The sequence below is a fragment of the Bradyrhizobium campsiandrae genome (genome assembly GCF_014529705.1).
Lineage (GTDB): Bacteria > Pseudomonadota > Alphaproteobacteria > Rhizobiales > Xanthobacteraceae > Bradyrhizobium > Bradyrhizobium campsiandrae.
The window spans coordinates 112,852-126,680 of the sequence record NZ_JAANIH010000010.1; the positions used below are offsets into that span (position 1 = coordinate 112,852).

Sequence of the window (13,829 nt, forward strand, 5' to 3'; positions counted from 1 at the left end):
ACGAAGACGAATGAAACGGGCGGGCAACAATCCGAAAAGGCGAGTGGCACCTCAAGATCTATTGTCCGACGGCGCAAAGGAGGAGCTGGCTCTTCGCGCGCGCTATATCGGCAGCGGTCACCACAAACGAAATCCCGCTGACTACGGCCTTGAGCGTACAAATCCACGCCCCACGAAATCACTATGTGATCTTCTTCGAACTGTGCCACTGGCGGAGGCACAGGGACTCTTGCAGCAGGGAATTAACCTCGGAATGGTAAGCGAGCTTGCCTTTGACGGCTTCCCGAAGTTTATCTGGTCCGTGGACATGGAAGGTGAAGTTTATGAGGCCAAGACGGATCCTATGACCACAGGAGTCTATCACGGCTATCGCCTCGAAGAGGAGGACGATATGCGTGACAACGTGAAAGCGATTTGGAAGCAGAGATGCCAGCCAGCTGGACGATAGCGGCGGATTGGGAGTCGCTCGACGTAGGCTCGCCGGAGGAGCGGGCCTGCTTTGCCGCGCTCGGCATCAAGGCCCAAGGCATTTGGTTGACTGAGGGAAACGACGTCCTGGCCAACCGTCTTCGTCAGTCGCCCCTGCTTTCCGCCTATCACCTAGCCGAATGGCTTGCCTGGAACTGGTGGCGGCTGCGTTGGGAGCCTCGTTCCAACGCCTACGACTGGCCGTACGCTCACCGTATGGCAACTATCGGATCTGGGTATATCTGGCCAAATATTACGATATTCTCTGATGGGGAGCGGATCGCACTTATTTCCAAACCTACAACCGAGCGTCCGCAAACTCCGTTCCGATACATCGCTGACCACGCTGGGATCTTGCCCGCGAGCGAATTCGAGTCCGAACTTGATCTTTTCATTGGTCAAGTGATCGAACGGTTGGATTGGGCATCGATATCTGGAAGCAATCTTCAGACGATTTGGGCCAGCGTTTGTGAGGAACGTCGGGTGCCCGAGCTTGCTCGCGCCCGCAAACTCGAAGCCCTACTAGGAAGAGATCCAGACGCCGCCGAAAGCGGGGTCGTAGAACACCTTGTAAAGGACATCGCTGACCTAGGTGCGTCGGCCGTCGAGGAACTCGCAGCGGAACATGGTCAGAGCGGAAAGATCCTTACGGGCAATCATCTCCGCGATGTTGCCACGAGCTACGGCTTTGACGCTGCTCCGAAGGACGTAGCGCGCCTGCCTGCTGAAATTGGCTTACGTATCGGTGGGCAGATACCAGCCTACCGAGTTGGTGCATCGGCGGCTCGTGCGCTGCGCGAACAGGAGCGGTTGGGCGAAAAGCCAATTTCCAGCCGCAAGCTTGCTGAGATCGCAGGCGTTGATCAGGCCGTAATTGACGATCGCCGAGGCTCGCCTGATATTTCTTTTGCGCTGGATGAGGTTCACAAAAATGCGAGCCGAGTGGTGTTGCGCTCCAAATGGCGCTCCGGCCGGCGGTTTGAGCTCGCGCGGCTCCTTGGTGATCGTCTAGCTCGCCCCCCCATTGGACGCCTGTTGCCAGCTACGAAGGCATACACTTATCGCCAGAAGATGCAGAGGTCCTTTGCTGCTGAGTTTCTTAGCCCATTTTCAGCGGTCGATGAGATGCTGGCTGGCGACTACTCCATGGAAAGCCAGCAGGACGTAGCGGAACACTTCGATGTATCTCCTTTGACGATCCAAACTTTGCTGATGAATCATGGCCGCGTTGAAAGAGACGCTTTCGATACGGAGCTCGAATCCGCCGCCGCGGCGTAGCGAAGTGCTTCAGGCTAGATCCTTGGCTCGATGATTTATGACTATCGATAACTGGCCCTTATCGATAGTGTTGGACGAATCCGCAAATCGGCGATTCTGACCGTCCTCAGCCCGGAAAATAATGCGCGCCGGGCCTCCGATCGACGAGAGGACGCCGCCGCTGCCAGCCCCCTCCCCTCCTCCGGACGCCTTGGCCTCGCGGCTTAGACGTCGTGGCTCGGCACGATATCCGTGCCGGCCAAGCTCAATTGTCGTCGTAGAGGCTGTCGCGAAAGGCCTTGTCGGCTGGCTGCCCCTTGGTTGGGCGCGCCGCGCTGGCCGAGTTCTCGCGCGATGCGAGCGCCCTCCTCGACCAGAGTGGTCGCCTCTGGCTCAAGCTCGGCATTGAGGTGCTCGAAGCCGGGCGTCATCTCGCTGGCCTCGATTGCGGCGATCTCCTCGTCGGTCAGATCGATGGTCCGAACGGCCCGACGATCGCGCCCGGCCGCTTCGCGCTGCTCGGCCGTCCTCACTTGGTCGGCCGCCGCCTGCGGTTGATTCTGCGTCTCGTGACTGCCCATGGCGCGGTCCTTTGGTCCAGCCCGATCATAGCAAAAAGAAGCTCTCTCCGCGCGTGCTCTGTTGAAGGTTGCAGTGGATCTATATATAGTCACAATGGTCATTATGGTCACAGGAGTGGATCGTGACAGCCTCCCGTAAAACCCACGCTCACGAATCGGATCATTGGACGGTTGCCGGCGCTAAAGCGCGCCTCTCCGAAGTGATTGAGCGCGCCCAGACTGATCCGCAGATCATCACCCGCCACGGCAAGCCGAGCGTCGTCATCGTCTCGGCCGAGGAATGGGCGCGCAAGACCGTCCGCAAGGGGACCCTGGCCGAATTCCTGATGGCCTCGCCCCTGCGGGACGCCGATCTCGATCTCGATCGGGTTCGCGATCAGCCGCGCGACCTTGATCTATGAATGTCCTGCTCGACACCAACGTGCTCTCCGAGGTTCGCCGGCCGGCGCCAGATCCGAAGGTGCTTGCCTGGCTCGATGCGATCGACGAGGACCGGGCCTTCATCAGCGTGACATCGATCGCCGAGCTCCGGCGCGGCATCGCCCTGATGGACGACGGCCGCCGTCGCGAAGCGCTGACGGCCTGGCTCGCAGAGGATCTGCCGGCGCGTTTCGCCGGCCGGATCCTGCCGATCGACCCGGCGATCGCCGCACGCTGGGGCGATCTGATGGCACATGCCCGCCAGAGCGGCTTTGCCCTTTCGGTCATGGACGGGTTTTTCGCAGCGACGGCTCTCGACCGCGAACTCATGCTCGCGACCCGCAACACCAAGGATTTTGCTCCGCTGGGCGTGCCGCTGTTGAACCCCTGGACAGATGAAGGAGTCTCGGGATGACTGCCCCTGCCCGTCTCCCGGACGTCGCCTCGCTCGAAGCCGTCCTGGCGGGTCTCGATCCGGCCTCGGCCGACGCGGACCTCATCCCGGCGCTGGCCGCCGCCTTTCCGGGCTTCGCCTTCGGCGTTGCGCCGGTCGACGACGAATACTGGCGCGACACAAGGTCGGTCCTTCGGCCGGACGGCACCCGGATCGGCGAATTGCGGCCATGGATGACGGCCGAGCTCGCGAAAGACAACGGCGACATCGCGGCGGTGTGGCGCCGCCTGAAAGAGACCGATCTGCAGATCACCGAATGGCGCGGTACCAGCGCCTTCGTGTCCGCGCCAACAGGGCCCGGCGCGGCCGACTATATCCAGATTGCGCTTGGTCGCGAGATCGAGTGGCGCGCCGGCCCGATCGTCAATCCGAACTACCGACCGTGGGGCAAGGAGGAACTGCTTGATCCCGCTTGGCCTCGGCAGGACCCGCTCCCGGAGACGGACCGTCTCGCCGGTCCGCTCTACCGCCTGCTCGATCGCGCCGGCGGCGCGGTGATTCACGTCCGCAGCTTTCTTGACCGCTGTAGCCGCGTCGAGCGGGAGAAGCGGGAGGCCAAACGGCCCGAATTGGAGCGTCGCGTCATTCGCGAGGTCGGGCCGGGCGGAACGCGCGAGACGCCGTTCCTCGACGCGGTGCCGGACTATTTTGAATTTGTCCCGAGGGAGCCGCGGTTCTTTCAAGACTGGGAGGAATCGAGCGCCAGGCCGCAGCGCGTGTTCGCGCATTGGGCGCTCGACGCCCGCGATTACACCCACAAGGGCGAGCGCGAGGTCGGCTTTATCCCCCGGCCCCTGAAGCCTCCGAAGGAGCGGCTGCTAATGACGCCGGAGGCTTCGGTGCATGCGCTGATGGACCGGATCGAATCCGTCGACCGCGAGGTCGGCCTGCCCTTCGGCTGGTTCTTTCTGATGACCCATGGCCATTGGGTCGAGCCGGACGTTGGGCTCGCGATTGCTGAAGGTCTGAAGGCACAGCGCGTCCGCCTTCCTGACCCGGACGCCCGCGTGTTGCTGCGCTGGGCCGATCGAAGCTACGGCTTCTGACGGAGCGCCGCCGATGGACGACATCACCTCCCGCGTGCTGGTCTCCGATCCGGAAACCCGGCGGGCGCTGCAGCTCGACGCGCTCTCCGCGATCCTGCCCATGGAGCGGCGCGATCAGCTCGCCGAACTGCTCACTGACGACGACGTCGAGACACTGAAGCATCTCACGCGCGAGGGCGTGGGCGAGAACACCCTCCGAGCGCTCGCCTCCGATCTGGCCTATCTTGAGGGTTGGGCGAGGACGGCGACAGGGTCGCCGTTGCCATGGCCGGCGCCGGAAAGCCTGGTGCTGAAATACGTGGCGCATCATCTTTGGGACCCGGCCAAACGCGAAACCGATCCGCACCACGGCATGCCGACCGCGGTCGCGACCGAGCTGCAGGACGCCTTGCTTCTCCGCACCATCGGGCCGCACGCGCCATCGACCGTCAAACGCCGGCTGGCAAATTGGGGCACGCTGCACCGCTGGAAAGGGCAGGAGGGCCCGTTCCACGCGCCCAGTCTTCGCGCGGCGCTAAGGCTCGCGGTCCGAGCCAGCGTCCGGCCGCGGCAGCGCAAGAGTAAACGCGCTGTCACCCGCGACGTGCTCGACCGGCTGCTCGCGACCTGTCGCTCCGACCGGATCGTGGACACCCGCGATCTCGCAATCCTGCTCATGGCTTTTGCCTCCGGCGGCCGACGCCGGAGCGAGGTGGCAAGGCTCCGGGTCGAGCAGATCAGCGACGAGGCCGCCGTGCCGCTCGATCCCAAGGACCCGCGATCGCCGACTTTGCCGTGCGTGGCCATCCACCTCGGCCGGACTAAAACCGGCGTCGCGGACGAGGCGGGGAGGGTGCTCCTGGTCGGTCCGCCGGTCGAGGCGCTGCGCGAATGGCTTGAGCGGGCCGACATCTCCAAGGGACCGGTCTTCCGTGCGATCGATCGCTGGGAGGCGTTGGAGGAACGGGCGCTCACGCCGCAGTCGATCAACCTGATCGTCAAGCGGCGCTGCGCCATGGCGGGCCTGGAGCCGCGGGAGTTTTCGGCGCATGGGCTGAGGTCCGGGTATCTGACCGAGGCAGCGCGTCAAGGCGTGGCCCTGCCTGAGGCGATGCAGCAGTCACAGCACCGATCGGTCCAACAAGCGGCGAGCTACTACAACGAGGCGGAAAGATCGTTTGGACGGGCAGCTCGCTTGATTCTCTGATCCACGACGGCCCCATTTAACGCCGGGCCTTGCTCCGACACAGGCCAGTTCTCAGATGAGAACTGGTGCCGGTGAATCGAAAAGTTCTCAGCTGAGAACACTCCGGCTGGGCCAAGTGGTTAATTGCCGTTAACCCTTATTTGCTTGACCGACTCGGAGAAGTCGCCGAATTTACGCTCAATGTGGAAAATTTGGATACCGAGCGTATATGACGGCTCTAGCAGCAAATGACGCTAGCCACCGGACCGGCAAGAAAGTCCGCTCTCTAACGCGGCTTGTGGAGTCGGATGCCGATCTTCTGAGCGCCCAGCTCAAGGAGTTGCGGCTGCGCGCGTTTCCGCCGTCGTCCCTGAAAGAGCTTCGCAAATTCACCTCCGGCGAAGCAGCAAAGCTGATCGGCGTTACTGACGCCTACATTCGCCATCTCTCACTTGCCGGCGACGCCCCTGAGGCAGAGAAGACGGCCCGTGGGCGCCGCCTGTTTTCCCTTGAGCAGGTGCACGAGATCCGACGCACCCTTGCGAAGACCAAACAGAGCTACGTCCCGAACCGGCGGGAAGGGGAGCATCTCCAGGTCATCGCCGTCACGAACTTCAAGGGCGGCTCCGGCAAAACCACTACCGCCGCCCATGTGGCTCAACACTTCGCGATGAGGGGTTATCGCACTCTCGCGATTGATCTGGATCCTCAAGCATCGCTTTCTGCCCTATTCGGCCTCCAGCCGGAATTTGATCTCCAAGAGAACGAAACGTTGTATGGCGCAATCCGCTACGACGATGCGCGCCGGCCATTGTCCGAGATCATCCGAAAAACCTATTTCTCGGGCCTCGATATCGTTCCGGGCAATCTGGAGCTCCAGGAGTTCGAGCACGATACACCCAAGGTCCTGGCCGAACGGAACCGCGGCTCCGAGCGCATGTTTTTTTCGCGCATCGCAAGTGCGCTCGCGTCAGTCGAAGACAACTATGACGTCGTCATTCTCGACTGCCCGCCTTCTCTTGGTTTTCTCACGCTCTCCGCGCTGTGTGCCGCTCGCAGTGTTTTGGTGACGATCCATCCTCAGATGCTCGATGTCGCATCGATGTCGCAGTTCTTGCACATGACCGCGAGTCTTCTCGATGTTGTCGAGCAAGCCGGCGGCGACGCTGATTACGATTTCTTTCGTTACGTGATTACGCGTTTTGAACCCACGGACGGTCCTCAAGGCCAAATCGTTGGGCTCATGCGTAGTCTGTTCGGCGAGCGTGTCCTTACGACCGCAATTTTGAAGTCGACTGCGATCTCTGACGCAGGGTTGACCAAACAAACGCTGTACGAAGTCGGCCGCGAGAACTTTGTCCGGAGCACTTACGACCGCGCTCTTGAATCGCTCGATGGTGCGCATGCCGAGATCGAGAATCTTGTCAAAGAGGCATGGGGGAGGGCGGTGTGAACAAGCGACGTGACGCGCTCAAGGCCATGATGGCCCCAATTACCGCGCAGCCATCATCTGATGATCGGCAAACTCGCACGCCGGTCAAATCGGGATCGCTTAAGGCTATGGGGCTCTCTCTGCAGAGCCTATCGCAGGATGCCGACGAAGCGAGAGCACTCCGTGAGCAACTCGCTGGCGGAGATCACGTGGTGGAGCTCGATCCCACACTGATCGATCCGTCCTTTATTCGCGACCGGTTGGACGATGCGAAGGCTGCGGAGTTTGAAGCCTTCCAGGCCAGCATTGCCGAACATGGGCAACAAGTCCCGATTCTCGTCAGACCGAGCTCTCAAACCGAGGGGCGATATCAAGTCGCATATGGGCATCGGCGGCTAGAAGCGCTGCAGCGCCTTGGCCGACCGGTTAAGGCAATTGTCAAACACCTGAGCGACGAACAACTCGTAGTGGCCCAGGGCCGGGAAAACCTCGAGAGGCGCGATCTCTCTTTCATCGAGCGCGCGCTTTTCGCAGCGCGGCTTGAGGATCACGGGTTCGCTCGGTCAGCGTTGACGGCAGCCTTGGCAGTTCACAAGGGCAATCTATCCACGATGATCACGGTCGCACGCAGCGTCCCCGAAGAGCTCATTATCGCCATCGGTCCGGCCCCTAAGGTTGGTCGGCCCCGGTGGGAACAATTGGCTGAACTCCTCACAAAGACTGGAGACAGATGGCGCCAGGCGATCGCGTCGACTGGGTTCGATGCACTTGAGAGCGACACGCGGTTCGCCCGGGTTCTGAAGGGGCTGTCACCACGTCAGCCCAAAAAGACCAAGCAGCTCATTAAGTCAGATACTGGCGCTCCCCTCGCGCAGATCGTGCAGGGAAAAGATCGCCTTCAATTCACGATCGAAGAGAAATCAGCGCCAGCTTTCGGGTCTTACTTGATTGAACAGCTACCCGAAATCTACGCGGCGTTTCGACGTCGCGCCGATGCGTAAACCGCGTTCCCGCAATACGAAGAAGGATTCATAGCGGCAAAAGAAAAGGCCCCCAAACGTTTCCGTCCGGAAGCCCTCTCTTGTCTGTTTGGCGACTGACAGAGAATCACTTCCGCGAATCGCAGTCAAGTGTCTCGTGAGAGACGGCGTCGTTTTGGCGAGCCGAATTCCTTTGCCCTGAAGAGGCAAAGACATGCAGTCACACTCTCCAACGACGCCCTTTGGGCGGCGATCATTGACACTTGCCCACGTGGCAAGCCAGATGGTGGCCACCGCGCGGCCACCCGAAAAGGTCGTACATAAATGGAAGATCTTTCACGCCATCTGCACGGCGCGGCCGCGGCTTGCCGTTTCCGAGCGTTCCTTGTCGGTTTTGAACGCGCTCCTGACCTTTCATCCGGAGACGGCACTTACGGGTGAAGACGATCTGATCGTCTTTCCGTCGAACCATCAGTTGTCGCTGCGGACGCATGGAATGCCGGCGTCGACGCTGCGGCGTCACCTGGCCGTTCTCGTTGACGCGGGCCTGGTGGTACGGAGGGATAGTCCGAACGGCAAGCGCTACGCCCGGAAGGGCAGCGCCGGCGAGATCGAGCTCGCCTTCGGCTTTGATTTGTCGCCGCTGGTTGTCCGATCGGAGGAGTTTGAGAGTCTGGCGGCCGACATTGAGGCCGAAGCCAGGGCGCTCAAGCTTGTCCGGGAGCGGATCACGCTTTGCCGGCGCGATCTTGCCAAGATGATCGCCACGGGCATTGAGGAAGGTGTTCCGACGCGTCGGGGAGGGCAGGGGCCGGCTGACTGGCAGGAAATCCACGTGGTCTTTCGCTCGATCGTTGACCAGATTCCACGCACCGCGACGCGGCAAGAACTCGAGCCGATCGCCGAAGAGCTGTCACAGCTTGCAGATGACGTCCTCAATCTTCTGGAAACACACGTTAAAACTACAAATCCTAGCGCCAATGAGTCCCATTCTGAGCGCCACATACAGAATTCAAATACAGATCCCTTTATTGATCTTGAACCTAGCCTTCCAGAAGGCAGGGCGGCGAGGATCGAGCCAAAACCTCAAGCGGCGAGGATGGCGGAAGGAACGTATCCGTTGGGAATGGTGCTGACCGCGTGCCCCGACATTGTCGATTACGCCAAGGGCGGCATCTCGAACTGGCGGGATTTCCTCGCCACCGCCGCCGTGGTTCGATCGATGCTGGGGATCAGTCCAAGCGCCTGGGAGGAGGCGCAAACAGTTCTGGGCGAAACCCAGGCCGCGGTTGTCGTCGCCTGCATCCTCCAGCGCGGCGCGGCGATCCGCTCCGCCGGTGGCTATCTGCGCGGTTTGACGCGGAAAGCCGAGGCCGGGGAGTTCTCGCTCGGACCGATCCTCATGTCGCAAATCAATTCGCGTCTCCACGAAAAGCGGCGGGCGTGACGCGATGGCGACCTCACCTCCACATCGTCGTTTTGCCCTGCGTTCTCGAACTCGCCGCATGCTGGCGACTAACCACGAACGGTTGATCGAGCGACCCGAGAGCCGTCGAAAACTGAAACTGCGCGGCCGTCCGACGGTGTGCAGTTTCGCCGCCGTCGAATCGCACGCTGCCTGGGGATCGCCGGGTCGATCGTATCCATCAGCCCGCGTCGGGGCTTCCGAAATGTCCCCGATCGGGAGGTGCACAAAAAGCCGCGACAATGGGCTCGCCGTGCGTGTTTCTCGCGCCGACCAAGAGCCGGGTGCGCGCGGCGATTGCAGATCTCTCTCCGTCTGGGCTGTTGCTCCCGGTTACATGGCTGGATTCCTATGGCCGTCGACGGCACGTCGGCCCCTGGAGCCAAGAATTTTCCCCTGCCGGTTTCCCCTGCAAGCGGGACCCCGACCGGCATTCCTCGCGCATGCGCCTGCGGCGCCAAAATTCGTGGCTCCAGCCGGGGCGCAGCGCTGCGCTTGCCCTCCGCTCGCCTCTGGCGTGCTCCGGCTCTGTTTCGTCTTCCCGGCCATGAACGGATCGCCATCGCAACGGGGCACAGCCCCACAAGATGGAGAAAGACAATGCGCAACATCGCCGAATTCACCCTCATCGGTCGGGTCGGAACCATCAAGCAAGTCGGCAAGACCGTTCGCGTCAGCGTCTGCGCCAACTATCCCTTCAAGGACGACAAAGGTCAGTGGAAGGACGACGCGCACTGGAACGAAGTCACGATCTTCACGAAGGCGATCCAGTCCTACGTGAGCGAGCACGTCAGCAAGGGTGACCTCGTCCACGTCCGCGGACGGCTTCGGCAGAACAGCTATGAGCGCGACGGCCAGCGGGTTTACACCGTTGATCTTATCGCTCTGGAGGTCGGCCGGCTGGCGCAGGCCAGCGAGCGCGCCGCCGCATAGTGAATCGGCGGGGGGGTTTCGGCCTCCCCGCCGATTCCCGCCTTCCCGGTTGCGCTAATCTCAGTATGGCAATTTGCGTGATCGCGTCTGACGCGCAAGGCCACGCTCGGCTTGATTTTTCTTTTCGATTGCGGACACCAGCTCATCGTAATCGATACCGCTTTTATTCAGCGCACGACGGGCATCGGTATCGTTGAAGCCAAGCAATTCGAATACACTCATATTGAGGCTCGATGCGATGCGTTCGATGGTTCGGAACGTCGGATTCCCCCTGCCGCGCACCATCGTGTAGTAGGTGCCGCGCGCAAGGCCTAGCTTTCGCTGGAAGCGTTCCGTCCCACCGTTCTCGATTTCGAGTTGCTGGAGCCGGGCTGCAAGCATTTCACTCAGAACAGAATGATTGATCGCCTGGGGTTTGCGGACTGGTGACATGGCAGGTTGGCTTTCGGGTCCACCGGGAGAAACGCCGGGGAACATACACCAAGCCCGAGGTCCAGTATATTGGACGTTGGAGAATTTTTACAGACAAGTCCTTGAAACGACTCATCTTGCCGCACGAGCATCCCTGATGTCCGCGCGGCGTCCGGCCGTGGGGCTACCCTGCTGGTGCAGCAATTTCAGCGGATCTATACCCGCTCGCTCGGCTATGAGTTCGATGTAGTCGAGGCTGGGATTGGCCGCCGACGTCATCAAGTGGAAATAGCTCGATCGCGGAATCCCAAGCCGCTCCGCAAATTCTCGTCGGCTGAGGCCGGAACCCACTCGGAGCTCTTCCAGCCCCGCCTGAAACGCGCGGCGTAGGGTGCTGCCTTCCGCCGCGTGAGCTGCCTTTCGGCGACATTGCTTTTCACCCATCGCTCATCCTCGCACTTCCCTACGCGGATCGGGTCGTCCGTCGCACAACTGAAGCCCACACATTGGACGGCTTGCCAACATTCAATATAATAGACGGATTCGATTCAACCAGGAGAGGTGCGTTCGGACAAAGAAAAACCCGGCAGAGCCGGGTCTCTCGAGAGGATGAGCGGGCGGGCGACGCCAATCGCCAACAATGCCCCGAATGCATGGAGGCATTTTAGCCCGCGCCGTCCGACAGTTCAAGAGGCCTGCGTTTTCACGCCACGGTCTTTGTTTGCCCCGCGCACTCGCAAGGAGAGGACGCGAAAGCAGATGCTCGGCCAGAATCCCATGACGCCGTTTGGACGGCGACCACTATCGCTCGGCTCGATAAAGGCGCAGCGCGACGTTCGAGAATGTCCCAGCGGGAAACCCGTCCACAAATGGCAGGTGTTCCGGCATATCTGCGAAGCGCGCGCATCATTCGCCATTTCTGACCGCACGCTCGTGGTCTTGAATGCGTTGCTCTCGTTTCATCCTGACACGGTGTTGACCGCCGGCGCGGCCGATCTGGTCGTATTCCCGTCGAATCGCTTCCTAGCGCTGCGCGCTCACGGGATGGCGGGCTCGACTTTGCGGCGCCATCTAGCAACGCTTGTCGACGCAGGACTCGTGCTGCGGCGCGACAGCCCGAACGGCAAACGCTACGCGCGCAAGTCGACTTCCGGCGACATTGAGCAGGCCTTCGGTTTTGATCTCGGGCCGATCGTGACGCGGGCCGAGGAATTTGCCGCTTTGGCCGAGGCTGCTATCGCCAAACGGCACGCGCTCGTCATGCTTCGAGAGCGGATCACCCTGGTGCGGCGTGACATCGCCAAGATGATCGCCACTGGCGTGGAGCAAGAAGTCGCCTGCGACTGGGTATCCTATCACCGGACCTTCCGTGACCTCATGGCACGCCTTCCGCGCGTCCCGACATACGAAATCCTTGAACCAATCCTCGTCGACCTGACCTGCCTGGCAGCGACGATTGTCGACGTCCTGGAACGACACCTTGATCCGATCAAGGCCGGCCCGCCAAATCCGTGCGTCGATCAGATTCAGACTTCACCCGCTCAAGGTCCGAGACCATCTGATCCTGACCTAAACCCACATGCGCCGCATGCAGGCAACGCCGAGCGGTCCGGTTCGGCCGGTGCAATTCCGATTCGCATGGTGGTCGAAGTCTGTCCCGATATCGTCGACTACGCGCGCGGCGGCATTCGCACCTCACAGGATCTCATCTCCACAGCATCAACCGTGCGTCCCATGCTCGGCATTAGTCCCAGCGCATGGGAAGAGGCCTGCAATGCCATGGGCGACGGACAGGCGAGCGTGGTGTTGGCCGCTATTCTACAACGTGGCGCGGCCATCAAGAGCCCTGGAGGCTATCTCAGGATCCTGGCCCGCCGCGCCACAACTGGAGAATTCTCGGTCTGGCCGATGCTGCTGGCGCTCCGCCGACAAGGGCATGCGGCCCGTGATCGGGAGTACCTCCCGTCTTCCCTCCCGGAAGATTGCTCGTAAGAGTGATCCTGTTTGTCCAACTCCCATAATTTCGGGGCGTCGCGTTGTGACAACGTCTTGCTGGAACCCGGCGCCGGTGAGGACGTATTCGTCAAGTTTCTCGCGTCGGCGGAAGACGCCCGGTTCGTTTGAGGTGGTCGTACAGAATGCGATCGATGATCCGAAGCGGATGTGTCCGTTCCTCCGCGGCGATTTGACGGACGACAAGGTCGATCGCGTCGGGCAACCGCAACGCATAAGGCCGAGACGACGACCGCTCGCCGTAGGCGTCGAAAGGGTTTCGATCCCGGGCTTTCTGAGGGCGCGGCTGCTTTCGCGGGAATGTAGTATCTGTCGGGGCGGAGTGCGGGGAGGGTGTGACGACCAGATCTTCATATGCCGGCGTCACGACAACCGGCTTGGCCGCGGGTGCATCTGTCGTGGACGAATTGACCCGATGGGCGCGAAACGCGTCGCGGGGCAGCGGAGGGCGATCTGGCTTTTGTGCAGAGGCGGCGGGATCCGTCATGTGTCACTATCGTCCTGGCCGGCGCCCTGGCTTGCCGCGAGTAATTCGCGAACAACTTGGTCGGCGTTGTAACGAGCCTTCCTGATCGACTCATCCTTGTCGTTCATTTGGTACAGCGTGCCATGCCCAACCGTCATGGTGCGGTAGGTGACGCGCCGGTACAGCGCGGTGGTGCAGACCGGCACCTTCTCGGCATCGAGGTAAGCGACGACTTCCCTGAGGGGGCGCGTATTGCGGTCGAAGCTATCGTATTCGTTGAACAGAACGCGATGTGGGCTCATTGGCAGCTTTGAGGCAACGGCATGCTGTTCGAGATTGCGGATTGTGCGGACGACCTGGGAAGCGTCGAAAGTGTGCACCTTGCAGGGCAAGACGACGAGGTCGGCGCGAAGCGCCGACTGGATCAATACCTCGCCGTAATAGCCCGGGGTGTCGATGACGACGACGTCATAGCCATCGAGTCGATCGATCGCCTGGGCGAGGGTTTTCTCATCGGGCGCACGCACGAGGTCGACGCCCTGCGGGCTCAAGTCGCGCGCAACCGACGACGCATGCCATTGGTAGGACGACCCTTGCGGATCAGCGTCGACGATGACGGCTGAATAGCCGTGTTTGGCGAACTCCCCCGCGAGGATGATCGCGACGGTCGTCTTGCCGCTTCCGCCTTTCGGATTCGCCACGGCGAAGATGCTGGGCAACTGGTTCCTCCCTTGGCAA

16 protein-coding genes are annotated in these 13,829 nt (G+C 61.4%); 11 read left to right on the forward strand and 5 right to left on the reverse strand.

Annotated features, from left to right (window positions below; all coding sequences use genetic code 11):
- The first annotated feature begins 10 nt into the window (after window positions 1–10).
- Together G8O24_RS09830 and G8O24_RS09835 are read left to right on the forward strand one after the other, a co-directional pair.
- Window positions 11–448: a hypothetical protein gene (locus tag G8O24_RS09830; protein WP_006023654.1), complete on the forward strand. Its 438-nt coding sequence runs from the start codon at window positions 11–13 to the stop codon at window positions 446–448.
- Entirely contained in the window at window positions 427–1,746 is a 1,320-nt protein-coding gene (locus tag G8O24_RS09835; protein ID WP_006023653.1) for a hypothetical protein, read from the forward strand. The genes G8O24_RS09830 and G8O24_RS09835 overlap by 22 nt, the downstream gene beginning before the upstream one ends.
- Window positions 1,747–1,949: 203 nt before the next feature.
- Here G8O24_RS09835 and G8O24_RS09840 read toward each other — a convergent pair whose 3' ends face one another.
- Window positions 1,950–2,306, reverse strand: a complete 357-nt coding sequence (locus G8O24_RS09840) for a prevent-host-death protein (RefSeq protein ID WP_244645800.1) — start codon at window positions 2,304–2,306, stop codon at window positions 1,950–1,952.
- 122 nt (window positions 2,307–2,428) lie between these two features.
- Here G8O24_RS09840 and G8O24_RS09845 point away from each other — a divergent pair, with 122 nt between their 5' ends.
- The 8 genes from G8O24_RS09845 to G8O24_RS09880 all read left to right on the forward strand — a co-directional run bounded on the left by G8O24_RS09845 (window position 2,429) and on the right by G8O24_RS09880 (window position 10,201).
- On the forward strand, window positions 2,429–2,707 hold the full coding sequence (locus G8O24_RS09845) for a type II toxin-antitoxin system Phd/YefM family antitoxin (protein ID WP_012564774.1): 279 nt from the start codon (window positions 2,429–2,431) through the stop codon (window positions 2,705–2,707).
- Entirely contained in the window at window positions 2,704–3,141 is a 438-nt protein-coding gene (locus G8O24_RS09850; RefSeq protein ID WP_012564773.1) for a type II toxin-antitoxin system VapC family toxin, read from the forward strand. The genes G8O24_RS09845 and G8O24_RS09850 overlap by 4 nt, the downstream gene beginning before the upstream one ends.
- A complete protein-coding gene (locus G8O24_RS09855; protein ID WP_188098637.1) occupies window positions 3,138–4,226 on the forward strand; it encodes a hypothetical protein in 1,089 nt (362 codons plus the stop codon). The genes G8O24_RS09850 and G8O24_RS09855 overlap by 4 nt, the downstream gene beginning before the upstream one ends.
- A gap of 13 nt (window positions 4,227–4,239) precedes the next feature.
- Window positions 4,240–5,412: a site-specific integrase gene (locus G8O24_RS09860; RefSeq protein ID WP_188098645.1), complete on the forward strand. Its 1,173-nt coding sequence runs from the start codon at window positions 4,240–4,242 to the stop codon at window positions 5,410–5,412.
- A 208-nt stretch (window positions 5,413–5,620) separates the two neighbouring features.
- Entirely contained in the window at window positions 5,621–6,844 is a 1,224-nt protein-coding gene (gene repA / locus G8O24_RS09865) for a plasmid partitioning protein RepA (RefSeq protein ID WP_012564770.1), read from the forward strand.
- Window positions 6,841–7,824 carry a plasmid partitioning protein RepB gene (repB, locus tag G8O24_RS09870; RefSeq protein ID WP_013913427.1) on the forward strand — a complete coding sequence of 328 codons (984 nt, stop codon included), beginning with the start codon at window positions 6,841–6,843 and terminating at the stop codon, window positions 7,822–7,824. Before repA ends, repB begins: the two co-directional genes overlap by 4 nt.
- Before the next feature lie 193 nt (window positions 7,825–8,017).
- The gene (repC, locus tag G8O24_RS09875; protein ID WP_012564768.1) at window positions 8,018–9,250 is read left to right on the forward strand and encodes a plasmid replication protein RepC; all 1,233 of its coding nucleotides are present in this window, start codon (window positions 8,018–8,020) and stop codon (window positions 9,248–9,250) included.
- 618 nt (window positions 9,251–9,868) lie between these two features.
- Window positions 9,869–10,201, forward strand: a complete 333-nt coding sequence (locus G8O24_RS09880) for a single-stranded DNA-binding protein (protein WP_012564767.1) — start codon at window positions 9,869–9,871, stop codon at window positions 10,199–10,201.
- Window positions 10,202–10,261: 60 nt separating this feature from the next.
- Here G8O24_RS09880 and G8O24_RS09885 read toward each other — a convergent pair whose 3' ends face one another.
- A complete protein-coding gene (locus tag G8O24_RS09885) occupies window positions 10,262–10,678 on the reverse strand; it encodes a helix-turn-helix domain-containing protein (protein ID WP_244645801.1) in 417 nt (138 codons plus the stop codon).
- 66 nt (window positions 10,679–10,744) lie between these two features.
- Window positions 10,745–11,056 (reverse strand): helix-turn-helix domain-containing protein, encoded by a 312-nt coding sequence (locus G8O24_RS09890; protein ID WP_188098646.1) that lies wholly within the window; start codon window positions 11,054–11,056, stop codon window positions 10,745–10,747.
- Between the two features lie 315 nt (window positions 11,057–11,371).
- Here G8O24_RS09890 and repC (G8O24_RS09895) point away from each other — a divergent pair, with 315 nt between their 5' ends.
- Window positions 11,372–12,604, forward strand: a complete 1,233-nt coding sequence (repC, locus tag G8O24_RS09895) for a plasmid replication protein RepC (protein WP_013913430.1) — start codon at window positions 11,372–11,374, stop codon at window positions 12,602–12,604.
- Window positions 12,605–12,695: 91 nt separating this feature from the next.
- On the opposite strand, the gene G8O24_RS44270 is transcribed toward repC (G8O24_RS09895), so the two are convergent.
- Together G8O24_RS44270 and G8O24_RS09900 are read right to left on the reverse strand one after the other, a co-directional pair.
- A complete protein-coding gene (locus tag G8O24_RS44270) occupies window positions 12,696–13,112 on the reverse strand; it encodes a hypothetical protein (protein ID WP_244645802.1) in 417 nt (138 codons plus the stop codon).
- Entirely contained in the window at window positions 13,109–13,810 is a 702-nt protein-coding gene (locus tag G8O24_RS09900; protein WP_188098648.1) for an AAA family ATPase, read from the reverse strand. The genes G8O24_RS44270 and G8O24_RS09900 overlap by 4 nt, the downstream gene beginning before the upstream one ends.
- Window positions 13,811–13,829: the final 19 nt, after the last annotated feature.